At 74.7% G+C, this 15,779-nt stretch carries 15 protein-coding genes and 1 riboswitch; of the genes, 7 read left to right on the top strand and 8 right to left on the bottom strand.

Annotation, left to right across the window (positions count from 1 at the left end):
- Positions 1 to 52 precede the first annotated feature (52 nt).
- Positions 53 to 2,944: an aminomethyl-transferring glycine dehydrogenase gene (gcvP, locus tag KPL57_RS47925; RefSeq protein WP_226357104.1), complete on the bottom strand. Its 2,892-nt coding sequence runs from the start codon at positions 2,942 to 2,944 to the stop codon at positions 53 to 55.
- Between the two features lie 168 nt (positions 2,945 to 3,112).
- A riboswitch (glycine riboswitch) is annotated at positions 3,113 to 3,207 on the bottom strand.
- A 73-nt stretch (positions 3,208 to 3,280) separates the two neighbouring features.
- Between gcvP and KPL57_RS47920 the strand changes: the two genes are divergently transcribed.
- Positions 3,281 to 3,580, top strand: coding sequence for a YiaA/YiaB family inner membrane protein (locus KPL57_RS47920; protein WP_062394965.1), 300 nt, complete (start codon positions 3,281 to 3,283; stop codon positions 3,578 to 3,580).
- A gap of 10 nt (positions 3,581 to 3,590) precedes the next feature.
- On the opposite strand, the gene KPL57_RS47915 is transcribed toward KPL57_RS47920, so the two are convergent.
- The 5 genes from KPL57_RS47915 to KPL57_RS47895 form a co-directional block, all read right to left on the bottom strand.
- Positions 3,591 to 4,169, bottom strand: a complete 579-nt coding sequence (locus KPL57_RS47915; protein WP_208623102.1) for a MerR family transcriptional regulator — start codon at positions 4,167 to 4,169, stop codon at positions 3,591 to 3,593.
- Between the two features lie 273 nt (positions 4,170 to 4,442).
- Complete coding sequence (locus KPL57_RS47910; RefSeq protein ID WP_010224693.1) at positions 4,443 to 4,919, bottom strand: bifunctional nuclease family protein; 477 nt, start codon at positions 4,917 to 4,919, stop codon at positions 4,443 to 4,445.
- 381 nt (positions 4,920 to 5,300) lie between these two features.
- Positions 5,301 to 5,753: a glycogen accumulation regulator GarA gene (garA, locus tag KPL57_RS47905; RefSeq protein ID WP_062394962.1), complete on the bottom strand. Its 453-nt coding sequence runs from the start codon at positions 5,751 to 5,753 to the stop codon at positions 5,301 to 5,303.
- A gap of 183 nt (positions 5,754 to 5,936) precedes the next feature.
- A complete protein-coding gene (gcvH, locus tag KPL57_RS47900; RefSeq protein ID WP_226357103.1) occupies positions 5,937 to 6,329 on the bottom strand; it encodes a glycine cleavage system protein GcvH in 393 nt (130 codons plus the stop codon).
- A 10-nt stretch (positions 6,330 to 6,339) separates the two neighbouring features.
- Positions 6,340 to 6,978 (bottom strand): CDP-alcohol phosphatidyltransferase family protein, encoded by a 639-nt coding sequence (locus KPL57_RS47895; protein WP_308016743.1) that lies wholly within the window; start codon positions 6,976 to 6,978, stop codon positions 6,340 to 6,342.
- A 189-nt stretch (positions 6,979 to 7,167) separates the two neighbouring features.
- Here KPL57_RS47895 and KPL57_RS47890 point away from each other — a divergent pair, with 189 nt between their 5' ends.
- The 4 genes from KPL57_RS47890 to KPL57_RS47875 all read left to right on the top strand — a co-directional run bounded on the left by KPL57_RS47890 (position 7,168) and on the right by KPL57_RS47875 (position 10,943).
- A complete protein-coding gene (locus KPL57_RS47890) occupies positions 7,168 to 7,695 on the top strand; it encodes an OsmC family protein (RefSeq protein WP_062394956.1) in 528 nt (175 codons plus the stop codon).
- Between the two features lie 295 nt (positions 7,696 to 7,990).
- A complete protein-coding gene (locus KPL57_RS47885; protein WP_226357101.1) occupies positions 7,991 to 8,908 on the top strand; it encodes an MEDS domain-containing protein in 918 nt (305 codons plus the stop codon).
- A complete protein-coding gene (locus tag KPL57_RS70815; RefSeq protein WP_226357100.1) occupies positions 8,905 to 9,855 on the top strand; it encodes an ATP-binding protein in 951 nt (316 codons plus the stop codon). Before KPL57_RS47885 ends, KPL57_RS70815 begins: the two co-directional genes overlap by 4 nt.
- A 218-nt stretch (positions 9,856 to 10,073) precedes the next feature.
- Positions 10,074 to 10,943: a BTAD domain-containing putative transcriptional regulator gene (locus tag KPL57_RS47875; protein ID WP_226357099.1), complete on the top strand. Its 870-nt coding sequence runs from the start codon at positions 10,074 to 10,076 to the stop codon at positions 10,941 to 10,943.
- A gap of 62 nt (positions 10,944 to 11,005) precedes the next feature.
- Here KPL57_RS47875 and KPL57_RS47870 read toward each other — a convergent pair whose 3' ends face one another.
- Together KPL57_RS47870 and fgd are read right to left on the bottom strand one after the other, a co-directional pair.
- Positions 11,006 to 11,785 (bottom strand): enoyl-CoA hydratase/isomerase family protein, encoded by a 780-nt coding sequence (locus KPL57_RS47870; protein ID WP_226357098.1) that lies wholly within the window; start codon positions 11,783 to 11,785, stop codon positions 11,006 to 11,008.
- Positions 11,782 to 12,786, bottom strand: coding sequence for a glucose-6-phosphate dehydrogenase (coenzyme-F420) (gene fgd / locus KPL57_RS47865; RefSeq protein ID WP_226357097.1), 1,005 nt, complete (start codon positions 12,784 to 12,786; stop codon positions 11,782 to 11,784). The genes KPL57_RS47870 and fgd overlap by 4 nt, the downstream gene beginning before the upstream one ends.
- Before the next feature lie 369 nt (positions 12,787 to 13,155).
- On the opposite strand from fgd, the gene recQ reads away from it, so the two are divergent.
- Positions 13,156 to 14,982 (top strand): DNA helicase RecQ, encoded by a 1,827-nt coding sequence (gene recQ, locus KPL57_RS47860; protein ID WP_226357495.1) that lies wholly within the window; start codon positions 13,156 to 13,158, stop codon positions 14,980 to 14,982.
- A gap of 7 nt (positions 14,983 to 14,989) precedes the next feature.
- Positions 14,990 to 15,751, top strand: coding sequence for a gamma-glutamyl-gamma-aminobutyrate hydrolase family protein (locus KPL57_RS47855; protein ID WP_226357096.1), 762 nt, complete (start codon positions 14,990 to 14,992; stop codon positions 15,749 to 15,751).
- Positions 15,752 to 15,779: the final 28 nt, after the last annotated feature.

The raw sequence follows: 15,779 nt of genomic DNA, 5'->3' as shown, positions 1-15,779 counted from the left end.
CCGCCATGATCCCCGCCCTGTCCGGACATTCGCCCGGCGGGCCGGTGCCGGCTCAGGCGAAGGCGTCCGGCGGCGGGCAGGAGCAGACCAGGTTCCGGTCGCCGTGGGCGCCGTCGATCCGGCGCACCGGCGGCCACACCTTCCGGTCGTGCACGCCCGGGGTGACCCCGGTCGGGTACGCGGCCAGCTCCCGCGGGTACGGGTGGTCCCACTTGTCGTCGGCCAGGCAGGCCGCGGTGTGCGGGGCGTTCCGCAGCGGGTTGTCCTCGGCCGGCCACTCCCCCGCGGCGACCCGGTCGATCTCACCGCGGATCGACACCATCGCGGCGACGAACCGCTCGATCTCGGCGAGATCCTCGGACTCGGTCGGCTCGACCATCAGCGTCCCGGCCACCGGGAAGGACATGGTCGGGGCGTGGATGCCGTGGTCGATGAGCCGCTTGGCGACGTCGTCGACGGTCACCCCGGTCTCCTTGGTCAGCGTGCGCAGGTCGAGGATGCACTCGTGGGCGACCGTGCCGTCGGCGCCCGCGTAGAGCACCGGGAAGTGCTCCCGCAGCCGGGTGGCGACGTAGTTGGCGGCCGCCACCGCGGTGAGCGTGGCGCGGCGCATCCCGTCCAGGCCCATCATCCGCAGGTAGGCCCAGGAGATCGGCAGGACGCCGGGCGAGCCGTGGCGGGCGGCGGACACCGGGCCGACGCCGCCGTCGGAGCGGGGCGTGCGCCCGGGCAGGAACGGCGCCAGGTGCTCGGCCACCGCGACCGGGCCCACGCCCGGCCCGCCGCCGCCGTGCGGGATGCAGAAGGTCTTGTGCAGGTTGAGGTGGCTGACGTCGCCGCCGAAGGCCCCCGGGCGGGCGACCCCGACCAGCGCGTTGAGGTTGGCGCCGTCGACGTAGACCTGGCCGCCGGCGTCGTGCACCGCGGCGCACACGTCGCGGACCCCGGCCTCGTAGACGCCGTGCGTCGAGGGGTAGGTGATCATCAGCGCGGCGAGCCGGTCGCCGTGCTCGGCGATCTTCGCGTGCAGGTCGTCGAGGTCGACGTCGCCGCCCGGTGCGGTCCCGACGACGACCACCCGCAGCCCGGCCATGATCGCCGAGGCGGCGTTGGTGCCGTGCGCGGAGGCCGGGATCAGGCAGACGTCGCGGTCGGTCTCACCGCGGCTGCGGTGGTACGCGGCGATGGCGAGCAGCCCGGCGAGCTCGCCCTGGCTGCCCGCGTTGGGCTGCAGCGACACCGCGGCGTAGCCGGTGAGGTCGGCCAGCCAGGTCTCCAGCTGGTCGATCATCTCCCGGGTGCCGGCGGTGTCGGACTCCGGCGCGAGCGGGTGCAGGTCGGCGAACTGCGGCCAGGTCACCGCCTCCATCTCGGCGGCGGCGTTGAGCTTCATGGTGCACGAGCCCAGCGGGATCATCGTGCGGTCCAGCGCGAGGTCGGCGTCGGCGAGGCGGCGCAGCCAGCGCATCAGCGCGGTCTCGGACCGGAACTCGTGGAACGTCGGGTGCGTGAGGTACTCGCTCGCGCGGCGCAGGCCCGCGGGCAGCGCGTCGGCGGTGTCCCCGTCGAGCGCGGCCACGTCCACCCCGGTGACGCCGAACGCCGCCCACACCGCGTGCAGGTGCGCCACGGTGGTGATCTCCGAGGTGGCGACGCCGACCTCGTCGTCCGAGGCGCGGCGCAGCGCGATCCCGGCGTCGTGCGCGGCGGCGACGACGGCGTCGGCGCGGCCGGGGACGCGGGCGAGCACGGAGTCGAAGAACGCGTCGTGGACGATCTCCACCCCGCCCGAGCGCAGACCGGCGGCGAGCACCGCGGCCATCCGGTGGGTGCGGGTGGCGATCTCGCGCAGCCCGTCCGGGCCGTGGTGCACCCCGTAGCAGGCGGCCATGACCGCGAGCAGGACCTGCGCGGTGCAGATGTTGGAGGTGGCCTTCTCCCGGCGGATGTGCTGCTCACGGGTCTGCAGCGCCAGGCGCAGGGCGTAGTGGCCGTCGGCGTCGCGGGAGACCCCGACCAGGCGTCCCGGCAGCTGACGGGCATGCTTCTGCCCGACCGAGAGGTAGCCCGCGTGCGGGCCGCCGAAGCCGAGCGGCACCCCGAAGCGCTGGGTGGACCCGATTGCGGCGTCCGCGCCGAACTCCCCGGGCGGGGTGAGCAGGGTCAGGGCCAGCAGGTCCGCCGCGACGGCGACGAGCGCCCCGCGCCCGTGCGCGGCCTCGACCAGAGCCGACGGGTCGGCGACCCGGCCCGACGCGCCCGGGTAGGACAGCAGCACCCCGAAGAACTCGCCCTCGGGCAGCACGCCGTCGCCGAGGTCGGCGACGACCAGCTCGATGCCGAGCGGCTCGGCGCGGGTGCGCAGCACGTCCACGGTCTGGGCCACGGTGTCGGCGTCGACGACGAACCGCGGGCTGGTCGAGCGGTTGGCCCGGCGCAGCAGCGTCATCGCCTCGGCGGCGGCGGTGGCCTCGTCGAGCAGCGAGGCACCGGCGACCGGCAGCCCGGTCAGGTCGGACACCATCGTCTGGAAGGTCAGCAGGGCCTCGAGCCTGCCCTGGCTGATCTCGGGCTGGTACGGCGTGTACGCGGTGTACCAGGCCGGGTTCTCCAGCACGTTGCGGCGGATCACCGACGGGGTGCGGGTGCCGTGGTAGCCGTAGCCGATCATCGGGACGGTGACGGTGTTGCGCCCGGCCAGCTCGCGGAGCTCGGCGAGCATCTCGGCCTCGCCCACCGGCGCGGGCAGCGACGCGCCGACCGGTCCGTCGTCGCGGATGGTGTCGGGCAGCGCGCGGGCGGCGAGCGCTTCGAGGGTGTCGACGCCCAGCACCTCCAGCATCCGGGCCAGGTCACCGGGCCGGGGCCCGATGTGGCGCTCGGCGAACGGGAGCCCCCGCTCCAGCTCGGCGAGGGTGGGACGGTGCTCGGACGTCGGGCTCACGGCGCCTCCGGAGGTCGTCGGGCGGATCGGGGCAGGGCAACTCGCCCCTCCCCCTCTGTCCGTACCCGCGGAACGGGCGCCTGAGAGATTCACCGGAGGCTTCCGGCTTTCCCCGTCGGCGGACGGGTGCCCCGCGTGCGTGTGCGACCCGTCGCTTTCCAGAGGCGCCTCGACCGCGCGGTCCGTGTGCCTGAGAGATTCCGGGAAGGGGTTGCTCCTTCGGCGCCCGGGCACGTTCCCCGGGGCTCTCCCGCACGGCGTCGACGACTACCGGGCCAGCCTACCTGCGTAGTTCTGCGGCGTCGCCGCCTGCGCCGGCTCGTCACACTTCCTGCCATGTCGAACACCAGCGCTCCGAACACCACCCCGGCCACCACCGCCGCGTTCCACACGCAGGCGATGCTGTCCTTCGGCGTGTCGCTCGCGGCCGTCGTCGTCGGGACCGTCTACCTGCCCGTCGACGGGTGGGTGAAGGCGTTCCTCGCGATCGCCGTGCTGTACGCGATCACCTCGGCGTTCACCCTCGCGAAGTGCGTCCGGGACCGGCAGGACAGCCTGACCGTGGTCAACCGGGTCGACCAGGCGCGGATGGAGAAGCTCCTGGCCGAGCACGACCCGTTCCGGGCCGTGGCCTGACCGGATCCGGTCAGGAGATCGCGCGGCGCGCGCGGCGGCGGGCCAGCTCGTCCTCGGGGGCCTCGTCGACGGTGCCGCCGTCGGCCCGCTCGGCCGGGAAGTCCTTGATGACGCCGGAGATCTCGCGCATCGCCCCGGACACCGCGATCCCGAACACGCCCTGGCCACCCTGCAGCAGGTCGACGACCTCCTCCGGGGAGGTGCACTCGTAGACGGTGGTGCCGTCGGAGAACAGGGTGATGCCGGCCAGGTCGCGGATCCCGCGCCGGCGCAGGTGCTCGACGGCGATCCGGATGTTCTGCAGCGAGACACCGGCGTCGAGCAGCCGCTTCACGATCTTGAGGACGAGGACGTCCTTGAAGGAGTACAGCCGCTGGCTGCCCGATCCGGCGGCGCCGCGGATCGACGGCACGACCAGCCCGGTGCGGGCCCAGTAGTCCAGCTGCCGGTAGGTGATGCCGACGACCTGGCACGCGGTCGGCCCGCGGAAGCCGACCAGGCGGTCGGTCACCCCGTCGAGCCCCTCACCGACGAGCGGGTCCGGGAACAGCTCTCCCTGACCCGGCCCCTCGGGTGGTGGCGTCTGCACCGCGCGGTCTCCCTCGGTCGGGACCGTGGCCCTCCCCTACCATGTGACTCTGGGTAGTGGGTGAGTTCCACGGATGTCATCAGTCGTGATGACGGTAGGCCCAGTGGCCGAGGTGGTCAACGCGGCTCGCCGACCCGGGCGTACCGGACACCCGCCCGGGTTGCCGGGTACGGAGGGCGTACAGCCGCCGAACGGTCGGTGACGTCGGTGAACGGTCGAACCGTGGTCCATCCGGTCCCACCGCCGGGTGACGGCGGTGGTCACCCGGACGGATCAGCCCGGCTGGGCCCCGCGGAAGTCCTCCGGCGACACGGAGTCGAGGAACTCGCGGAACTTCTCGACCTCGTCCTCCTGCTCGTCGGGGATGACCAGCCCCGCCTCGGCGAGGACGCTCTCGTCGGCGTGCACCGGAACACCGGTCCGCAGCGCCAGCGCGATCGAGTCGCTCGGCCGCGCGGACACCGTGACGCCGCCGTCGAAGATCAGCTCGGCGTAGAAGGTGCCCTCCTGCAGGTCGGTCACCCGCACCTGCTCGAGCCGCCGCCCGAGTGCCCCGATCACGTCCTTGAGCAGGTCGTGGGTCAGCGGCCGCGCGGGCTTGACCCCCTGCTGCTCCAGGGCGATCGCCGTCGCCTCCACCGATCCGATCCAGATCGGGAGGTATCGGTCGCCGTTCGTCTCCCGCAGCAGCAGGATCGGCTGGTTCGCCGGAAGTTCGACCCGGACGCCCACGACGCGCATCTCGCTCATCAGCCCGCCTCCCCGGCCCTGTCGGGCCTGTCGGGCCACCCGGGTGGACACGCCACCCCGGCCGCCCTGATCGCCTTGCTCGCCCTGACCCGTGCGGCGGGCCCCGACGGGCTCCGTGTCGTTGCCACCGCACTGCCACCGACACCTGATGACGCTACACGGCGGTCCGCCCCGACGCGCGCCTCCGGACGGGGAGTGACGGGGTCCGTTCGACGATCGTCACACGCCCGTCGCGCACGGCGTGTCGGCTCGACACCCGCCGGTCCCCGCCCACGCCGAAGGCCCGTCGCACCAGGGGGTACGAGAGCACCCCCGGCCGCGACGGGCCGGTCGTACGCGGGGTTCCGTGACCGGCGCCTGCGGCGCCGCACGGAACCGGGATCAGCCCTGGGCGCCCGGCTCGCGGGGTCCGGTCAGGAAGACCAGGCGGAACTTGCCGATCTGCACCTCGTCGCCGTTGGCGAGCACCGCCGTGTCGACCGGCTCGCGGTTGACGTAGGTGCCGTTGAGGCTGCCGACGTCGACCACGACGAACTCACCGGCGTCGCGGCGGAACTCCGCGTGCCGCCGGGAGACGGTGACGTCGTCGAGGAAGATGTCGCTGTCGGGGTGCCGGCCGGCGCTGGTGGTCGGCACGTCCAGAAGGAAGCGCGAGCCGGCGTTCGGACCGCGCCGGACGACGAGCAGCGCCGACCCGGCGGGAAGCCCGTCGACACCCGAGACGGCGGGCTCGGCGGCCGGCTGCTCGACGTCGGCGAGGAAGTCCGCCCGGAAGACCGACGTGGTCTCCGGTGCGCGCTCCGGTGGCACGTCGCGCGGGTCGTTCGTGGTCACCTCGGGGACTCCTCCTCGCGGATGCGGTACCCGGACGGCGTCCGGGCGGTCAGGGCTGAGCGGGGCCGGTGTCCCGGTCCCTTCCGGACGGCACGTCCAGGGGATGTGAACCTACCGGTCGGGGCGGCCGGGGCGATACAGAGGTCGGCGCGCCGTGCCGCGTGGCGCGGCGGGCGGGCCGGCTCAGGCGCCGTCGGCCAGCTGACGGTAGGCGTCGGCGTCGAGCAGGCCGTCGAGCGAGGCCCCCTCGGCCAGGCGGAGCTCGACGATCCACCCGTCGCCGTAGGGGGCGGAGTTCACCAGCTCCGGGCCGGCGTCCAGCCCGTCGTTCACGGCGACGACCTCGCCGCCGACCGGGGCGTAGATGTCCGACACCGACTTGGTCGACTCGACCTCGCCCATGGCGTCGCCCGCGGCGAGGGTGTCGCCGACGGTCGGCAGCTGCACGAAGACGACGTCACCGAGCTGCGACTGGGCGTGGTCGGTGATGCCGACCCGGACCACCCCGTCCCCGCTGCGGCGCACCCACTCGTGGGCCTCGGTGTAGGACAGGTCCGACGGAATCTCCGAGCTCACGCCGTGGAGCCTATCCCGCGGCGCCGCCGTGATCGAACCGGGTCGCCGGGGCCGGGACGCCCGGCTCCGGGCGCCGCAGCGCCAGCCGGAACTGGGCCAGGTACAGCAGCCCCGACCACAGGTAGAGGGCCACGCCCCAGATGGCGAAGGCGTTCGCGACGACGCCGACCACGGCCTCGGCGGGCGAGGGACCGTCGCCGAGCAGGAGCAGCGGGAACGCGTAGAGCAGGACGAAGGTGGCGGCCTTGCCGAGGTAGACGACCTCGAAGGGGCCGTAGCCGCGGTGGCGCAGCACGAACACGCAGACGGCGAGGACGACGTCGCGGGCGACCAGGGCGACCACCGCCCACCACGGGACGATGTCGCGCGCGGCCAGCCCGACCAGCGCGGCCAGGATGTAGAGGCGGTCCACGGCCGGGTCGAGCATGGCGCCGAACCGGCTGAACTGGTCCAGGACGCGGGCGAGCTTGCCGTCGAGCCAGTCGGTGAACCCGCCGATCGCCAGCACCGCGACGGCCCAGCCGTCGGCCTCCGGGCCGAGCATCAGCCACAGGAACAGCGGCACCCCGGCCAGGCGCAGCATGCTGAGCGCGTTCGGGACGGTCCAGAGCCGGTCGTCGTCGGTGGGCGGGCCGACGGTGTCGTGCACCGAGTCCCGGACGGTGTCGCGCACCGTGTCCCGGACGGTGTCGCGGGCCTCGCGGACCGAGTCGGCGGCCTCGCGGGCGCTGCGGCGCACCGCTGCCGCCCGTCCGGTATCGCTCTCCCCGCCCACACCGGGCACCCTAGTCGTCGGGTCGGGGTGTGCGGGTCGCCCCGTCGGGGTGAGGATGGGGACATGACCGACACCAACATCTCCCTGCGCGACATCCAGGCCCCGCTCAAGCAGCAGTACCGCGACGACCCGGAGTCGGCGGTCATCACCCTGAAGGCGGACGGGGAGCTCGGCTCCGGGGTGGCGTGCAAGGTCTCGACCGGCCAGGCGATGGCCGAGGCGGGCCTGCACCCGGCCACCGGCGGCGACGGCACCCAGCTGTGCTCGGGCGACATGCTGCTGGAGGCGCTGGTGGCCTGTGCCGGGGTGACCCTGCGCGCGGTGGCCACCGCACTGGAGCTCGAGGTGCTCGGCGCCGTGCGCGCCGAGGGCGACCTCGACTTCCGCGGCACCCTCGGCGTCGCGAAGGACGCCCCGGTCGGCTTCCGGGAGATCCGCCTGTCCTTCGACGTCGACATCCGCGACGGCGGCGCGCCCGCCGCCGAGGACAAGGTCGCGACCCTGGTGAAGCTGACCGAGCGGTACTGCGTCGTCCTGCAGACCATCCAGGGCAGCGCGACCACCTCGGTCGCGGTCAACCCGGCCGCCTGACCCGCCCGCGGCACGCCGGACGGTGACCACCCGGACACCGGGTGCCACCGCCGTCCGGCGGGCACCGGGCAGCGCCGAACGGCCGTAGGTCCTGGTCGGACCGGGTCTGCCCGCTCCGGTCGCCCGCCGGTGGCGATCCGCTCGTCGCGCGTCACCGTCGGTTCGGCGCCCCACACGCTCCGAGGTCTCCGGTCCCCGCCGAGGGCCTCCGTACGGTTGATCCGTCCAGGAGTTCGTGACGGGGTGTGCCCGGCGCCGCGACGTGCGGCGGCGGGGCGCGCGCGGCAGGTGAGACGTGATCAAGCTGGCGGACGCGCTGACGTCCGGCGATCACGTGTGCGCGGTCCCGGACAGCACGGAGCACCTCGGGGAGCTCGCCGCCGCCTACGTCGCGCACGGTCTCGACCGGGGCGAGCGCATCCTCTACTTCGACGACGACGGCGCCGCCGACGTCCTGCTCCGCCGCCTCGTCGAGGACGGCGTCGAGGTCGACGACCCGCTGCGCCACGGCCAGCTGGAGATCCTGCCCGCCGAGCGGACCCGGCGCACCTTCCGCACCCCGCTGTCCGACGTGCACGCCGGGATGTCCGGCGAGGTCGCCCGCTCCCGCGAGCTCGGCTGGAACGGCACCCGGATGACCGGCCAGATGCACTCGGTGCTCGACGCGGGCGCCGCGGGCACCCTGCCCGAGTACGACGGCCTGCTGGCCCGGCTGGTCCGCGAGAGCGCGGGCGGGCTGACCGCGCTGTGCACCTACGACACCGAGCACTTCCCGGCCGAGCAGATCGACATCATGCGGGCGCTGCACCGCGACCACGTCCCCTGCTCCACCGCCTACGACGACGGTCTGCTCCGGATCGTGCGCCTCGGTACCGGCCACGCCCGGCTGGCCGGCGAGGTCGACCACAGCAACCGCTCGAAGATCACCTCGCTGCTGCAGTCGGCCCTGGACGCCGCGCTGCGCTCCGCGGACGCCTCCACCGACATCGGCCTGGACCTGGCCTCGGTGCGGTTCGTCGACGTCGCCACCGCGGTCGCGCTGGTGCACGCCGCCGAGGGCTTCCCGGCCACCCACCGCCTGGTGCTGCACCGGGTCCGGCCGCGGGTGCTGCGCGTGCTCGAACGCTGCGGCGCGGCCTTCTCCCCCCAACTCGTGTTCGACGACCACCCGCCGGCCCCCGAGGTCGTGCACCCGGGAGGACAGCTCCGGTGAAGGTCAACGCCGCACCCCGCCCGCCCGGCTTCCGGCACGCCCTCGTGCACGCCGACGACCCGGTGGAGCTGCTCGCCGCCGTCGCCCCCGCCGCCCGGGCCGCGGCGCGGGACACCGGCGCCCGGGTCGCGCTCGACCTGCCCGCACCGCTGGAGCAGGCGCTGCACGACGAGCTCGGCGACGAGGTCGAGCTCGGCAGGCTCACCTCGCTGACCAGCTCCGCCCGGGAGTCCGGACAGACCGTCGCCGCCTGGCGGGCCCGGGAGCTGCGGGCGCTGACCTCCTCCGGCCGCCCGGTGTTCGTCGTGAGCGCGCACGACCCGGACCTCGACGGCGTCGACGGCGGGTTCTGGGTCGAGCTGGAGGCCGCGCTCAACATCTCCCTCGCGGGGCTGCCGGTCCTGCAGGTGTGCGCCTACCCCCGGTTGCCGCTGCACGGCGCGGTCGGCGAGTCGGCGGTGATCAACCACCCGCTGCGGCTGCGTGTCTCCGGGCTCACCGAGAACCCGCGGCACCGCCCGCCCGCCGAGGTGCTCGCGGCCCTGCCGATCGCGCCGCCGCACCTGCTCGGACCGCCGGACGTCACGTTGTCCTACAACACCTTCGAGCTGTCCCGGGTGCGCGACGCCGTCGAGGAGGCCGCCCGGGTGTGCCGGTTCGACACCGCCCGCGGCGAGGACATGGTGCAGGCGGTCAATGAGGTCGCCACCAACGCGGTCGAGCACGGGTCCCCGGAGGCGGGGCTGTCGGTGTGGGCGCGCGACGGGGAGCTGGTCTGCGAGGTCCAGGACAGCGGGGCGATCGCGCTGCCGCTGATCGGGCTCGCGCCGCCGCACCCGTCGCAGGCGCGGGGGCGCGGGACCTGGATCGCCCGGCAGCTCTGCGACAGCCTGCACGTGTGGCGGGCCCCGGACGGGACCCACGTCCGGCTGCTCTCCCGGGCCTGACGCAGATCTCACAATCCGGCCGTACCCGGATCTCACACCGTGGGCACTGCTGGGCTATCCTCGTCCCACGACACCACACGGAGACGCCGCCCGCCGTCCGTGTCGGTGCGGTTCCGTCGTGCCCGCTCCGCGATCCGAGGCCCTCCCGCCCGGCGCGCCCCGGCTCCGCACGGACCCGATCGCGGGCCGCACGCCACGACCGATCCGGGGAAACGGCCATGTCCGACGATCACTGTCGATCCAGTGAGCAGAGCACTCCCACCTCCGCCCCGCACGTGCGGGTGCTGGGCTCGTTCGGGCTGCGCGCGGGTGACCGCGCCGTCCCGCTGCCGGTCGACTCCCGTCGCCTGGTCGCCTATCTCGCCGTCCACCGGCGGCCGCAGCCGACCGCGGCGCTCGCCGCGACGCTGTGGCCCGGGGTCGGTCCCGTCCCCGCGGCCCGGCTGCTCGACGAGGCCGTCGCCGGCGTCGACGTACCGGGCCTGCTCGACGCCGACCACCTCGGCCGGCTGCAGCTCGGCGACGACGTGGTCGTCGACCTCACCGAGGCCATGCTGCTGATCCGCGGGCTGTCCGCGCCCAGCATGCTGCGCACCGTGCGCGAGATCGGTGCGCCGGAGACCGCGCTGCTGGAGGCCGACATCCTCCCGTCGTGGACCGCGGCGTGGATCGCCGTCGAGCGCGAGCGGTTCCGCCAGCTGCGCCTGTCCGCCCTGGAGGGCCTGGCCGGCACGCTCACCGCCGCCGACCGGCACGACGACGCCGTCGCCGTCGCGCGCCGGGCCGTCGCCACCGCACCGAGCCGCGAGCGGTCGCGCCGCGCCCTGGTCGAGGCCCTGCTCGCCGGCGGGCACGTCGCCGACGCCCTCGCCGAGTACGAGGAGTTCCAGCGGCTGCTGCGCAACAGCGTCGGCGCCACCCCGGACTCCGAGCTGGACCGCCTGCTCGCCCCGCTCGACGCGGGCTGGCCGCTCGGCCCGGGCCTGCACCGCCCGGCCCAGCGCTTCGCCGTGGGCATGCCCGGCACCGGCCGCGGCCCGCAGCGCTCGCGCCGGGTCGTCGCGGGGAGCCCGGCCAGCGGGCGCTGACCGGCCACACCGACGACGAGGGGGGCGCGACCGGACGGTCGCGCCCCCCTCGTCGTGTGCGGCTAGTGGAACTGCGGGCGGCGCTTCTCGCCGAACGCGGCGAGCCCCTCGGCACCCTCCGGACCCGCGGCGCAGGTCGCGATGGAGTCCGCCTCGGCCTCGAGCTGCTCGTCGAGCCCCCGGTCCCAGGTCACGGCCAGGAGCCCGCGGATGCGGCCCAGCGCGGCCGTCGGTCCCTGGGCGAGCCGGTGCGCGACCGCGGCGGCCTCGTCGGCGACCCGGTCGTCGTCGACGACGGAGGCGAGCAGCCCCAGCTCGGCCAGCGTCTCGGCCTCCAGTACCTCGTCGGTGAGCAGGACCCGCCGTGCCCGCGCGGCACCGATCAGCCGCGGCAGCGTCCAGGTCATCCCGCCGTCCGGGGAGAACCCGATGCCGGGGTAGGCCGGGCGCATCCGGGTCGAGGTCCCGCCGACGGCGAGGTCGCAGGCCAGCGCGATGCTCATGCCCGCACCGGCGGCCCAGCCCGGCACCGCCGCGACCGTGGGCACCGGGGAGGCGGCCAGCGGGCGCAGCATGGAGTGGAAGGTGTCGGCGAGGCCGTGCACGTAGGCGTAGCGGTCGTCGGCCCCGGCGAAGGCGCGCACGTCACCGCCGGTGCAGAAGTTCTCGCCGTCGCCGTGCACCAGCACCGCGCCGGTCTCGGCCGGGTCGAGCGCCAGCAGCGCCTCAGTGACCTCGGCCATGGCGGGCCCGTCGAGGGTGCCGTGGCGGCCGGTGGAGACCCGGCAGCGCAGCACCCGCCCCTCGCGGGTGACGGCGGGGGCGCTCGTCGCGGCGCTCACGCGAGCGCCCGCAGCTTCGGCGCGACGTCGGTCGTGAACTGTTCCAGGAACCGGCGCTGGTCGTGCCCCGGTCCGTGCACGACGAGGTGGTTCAGGCCCGCGTCGAGGTAGGGCTTGATCTGCTCGACGGCCTCGTCGGGGTCCGACGCGACGATCCAGCGCTTCACCACCTGCTCGATCGGCAGCTCGTCGGCCAGGCGCTCCATCTCCTGCGAGGAGTCGACGGAGTTCTTCTGGTCCGCGGTGAGCGACAGCGGCGCCCAGAACCGGGTGTTCTCCCGCGCGGCGTCGGGGTCGCGGTCGTAGCTGATCTTGATCTCGATCATCTTGTCGATGGCGCCCGCGTCGCGGTCGGCCCTGCCCGCGCCCTCCTCGACGCCCGGGAGGAGCTTGTCGGTGTAGAGGTCCATGCCCTTGCCGGAGGTGCAGATGAACCCGTCGCCGAACCGGCCGGCGAACCGGGCGACCATCGGGCCCCCCGCGGCGACGTAGATCGGGACCGGCTGCTCGGGCCGGTCGTAGATCATGGCGTCGACGAAGGTGTAGTACTCACCCTCGGTGCTGACCGACTCCTCGGTCCACAGCGCGCGCATCATCTTCACGGCCTCGCGCAGCCGGGCGAAGCGCTCCTTGAACTCGGGCCACTCCCGCCCGGACACCGCGATCTCGTTGAGCGCCTCGCCGGTGCCGACGCCGAGCACGACCCGGTTGCCGGTGAGCAGCGCCATCGTGGCGAACTCCTGGGCCAGCACCGCCGGGTTGTAGCGGAACGTGGGGGTGAGCACGGAGGTGCCGATCTGCACCCGCTTCGTGCGCTCCCCCACCGCCGCCATCCAGGGCAGCGCGGCCGGGGCGTGCCCGCCCTCGTGCCGCCAGGGCAGGAAGTGGTCCGACGCCCAGACGCTGTCGAGCCCGAGCTCCTCTGCCAGCACCGCGTACTCGACGAGGTCGCGGGGGCCGAACTGTTCGGCCGACGCCTTGTACCCGATCTTCAGATCCACGGATCCGTCCTTCTCGCGTGATCGCCCGGCGCCCGGTCTGCGAACGCCGTTGGTCCTGCAGGTCTTGCTACACCCCGGGGCCGTCCGGCGCAGCACCGCGGCGCCCGCGACACACGGGCGGTGACCGGGACCACGCCCCGGCCGGGGCCCGGGCGCGGTCGGCGGTGCCGCGAGGTGAGTGCCGGGCGGGGCGCGCGCGGCGGGACTCGTACGATCGACGACGTGTTCGACGCCTCCGACCCGGACGAGATCCCGCTCCCGCCCGAGCCCGAGGACGACTACGGCGACGAACCCCCACCGGAGGACGCCTGGGCCGCCGCGCCCGCCGGGCCGGGGCGGCCGCCGGAGCCGGAGCCGGTCCCGGAGCGGGTGCACAGCAGCGACCCGCACGAGATCCTGCGCCGCGTCTTCGGCTACGACACGTTCCGCGGCGAGCAGCAGGCGATCGTCGAGCAGGTCACCGGCGGCGGGGACGCGCTGGTGCTCATGCCGACCGGTGGCGGCAAGTCGCTGTGCTACCAGGTCCCGGCGCTGGCCCGGCCGGGCACCGGGGTCGTGGTGTCGCCGCTGATCGCGCTGATGCAGGACCAGGTCGACGCGCTGCGCGCGCTCGGGGTGCGGGCCGGGTTCCTCAACTCCACCCAGGACGCCGACGAGCGCCGCCTCACCGAGCAGGAGTTCCTCGCGGGCGAGCTGGACCTGCTCTACCTCGCCCCGGAGCGGCTGCGGGTCGAGTCCACCGTGCGGCTGCTGGAGCGCGGCCGGATCGCCCTGTTCGCGATCGACGAGGCGCACTGCGTCGCGCAGTGGGGGCACGACTTCCGGCCCGACTACTTGCTGCTCTCCGAGCTGCCGAAGCGCTGGCCGGACGTCCCGCGGATCGCGCTGACCGCGACCGCGACCGACGCGACCCGCACCGAGATCGCGCAGCGCCTGGAGCTGACCGGGGCGCGGCACTTCGTCGCGAGCTTCGACCGGCCCAACATCCAGTACCGGATCGTCGCGAAGAACGAGCCGCGCCGTCAGCTGCTGGAGCTGCTGCGCTCCGAGCACGCCGGGGACGCGGGCATCGTCTACTGCCTGTCGCGCAAGTCGGTCGAGCAGACCGCGGAGTTCCTCACCGCGCAGGGGATCCGGGCACTGCCGTACCACGCGGGGCTCGACGCGTCGGTGCGCCGGGAGAACCAGTCCCGGTTCCTGCGCGAGGACGGCCTGGTCATGTGCGCGACGATCGCGTTCGGCATGGGCATCGACAAGCCCGACGTCCGCTTCGTCGCCCACCTGGACCTGCCGAAGTCCGTGGAGGGCTACTACCAGGAGACCGGCCGCGCGGGCCGCGACGGCGAGCCGTCGACGGCGTGGCTGGCCTACGGGCTCGCCGACGTCGTCCAGCAGCGGAAGATGATCGACGACGGCGAGGGCGACGCCGCGCACAAGCGGCGCCTGGCCCAGCACCTCGACGCGATGCTCGCGCTGTGCGAGACCACCGAGTGCCGCCGGGCGCAGCTGCTGCGCTACTTCGGGCAGAGGCCCGACGCCCAGCGGTGCGGGAACTGCGACACCTGTCTGACGCCGGTGTCGTCGTGGGACGGCACGGTCGCGGCGCAGAAGGTGCTGTCGACGGTGTGGCGGCTGAAGAAGGAGCGCAACCAGGAGTTCGGCGCCGGGCAGGTCGTCGACATCCTGCTGGGCAAGCGCACCCCGAAGGTCGACCAGCACCGCCACCACGAGCTGTCGGTGTTCGGCGTCGGGACCGAGCTGACCGACGTCGCGTGGCGCAACGTGCTGCGCCAGCTCGTCGCGCGCGGGCTGCTGACCGTCGGCGGGAACTACTCGACGCTGCGGTTCACCGACGAGTCCCCGGCGGCGATGCGCGGCGAGCAGACGGTCATGCTGCGCACCGAGCCGGAGCGCGCCGCGCGGTCGTCGCGGTCGCGGGGCGGGTCGAAGCCGGCCGTGGAGATGCCGGCCGAGCTCGCGCCGGTGTTCGAGCGGCTGCGGGCCTGGCGGGCGGCGACGGCGAAGGAGCAGGGCGTCCCCGCCTACGTGATCTTCCACGACGCGACGCTGCGCGAGATCGCGACCCGCGCCCCCGCCGACCGGGCCGCGCTGGGCACGATCTCCGGGATCGGCGAGGGCAAGCTCGCCCGCTACGGCGACCAGGTGATCGACGTGCTGCACGGCGCGGACTCGTGAGGCCGGCATGACCCGGCCGCTCATCGGGATCTCCTGCTACGCCGAGCGCGCCGACTACTGGATCATGCGCGACGACGACGTCGTGCTGCTCCCCCGCACCTACGTCGACATGGTGCTCGCTGCGGGCGGGACCCCGGTGCTGCTGGCCCCGGTGGCGGGCGGGGACGCGGCCGTCGACGTCCTCGACGGGCTGGTCGTCGCCGGTGGGCCCGACGTCGACCCGGCCCGTTACGGGCAGCCGCCCGGTGCGCACACCGACCCGCCGCGCACCGAGCGCGACGCCGCCGACCTCGCCGCGCTGCACCGGGCGCTGGCCCGCGGCGTCCCGGTGCTGGGGATCTGCCGGGGCCACCAGCTGCTCAACGTCGCGCTCGGCGGGACGTTGCACCAGCACCTGCCCGACGTGCTCGGCGCCGGGGCCGCGGCGGCGCACGCGGCCGGGCCGGGGGTCTACGCGCCGGTCGACGTCACCACCGAGCGCGGTACCCGGGCCGCGCAGATCCTGGGGCCGGGCCCGGTGCGGGTGCGCTGTCACCACCACCAGGGCGTCGACCGGGCCGGGGCCGGGCTGCGGGTGTCGGCCCGCGCCGGGGACGTGGTCGAGGCCCTCGAGTGGGCCGAGCCGGCCGGGTCCGACACGCCCTGGGTGCTGGGCGTGCAGTCCCACCCCGAACGCGACACCACCGACCTGCGCCTGGCGCGGGCGGTGGTCGCCGCGGCCCGGCGCGCGCGGACCTCCGGGCTCCGCCCGGTCGCCGTCGCCGGCTGAGCGCGCCGGGCGCACCCGTCCCCGCGAC

This window comes from Pseudonocardia sp. ICBG601, assembly GCF_020496245.1.
Note: the sequence above shows the minus strand (reverse complement) of the source record. Positions and strands in the feature narration are given on the sequence as shown.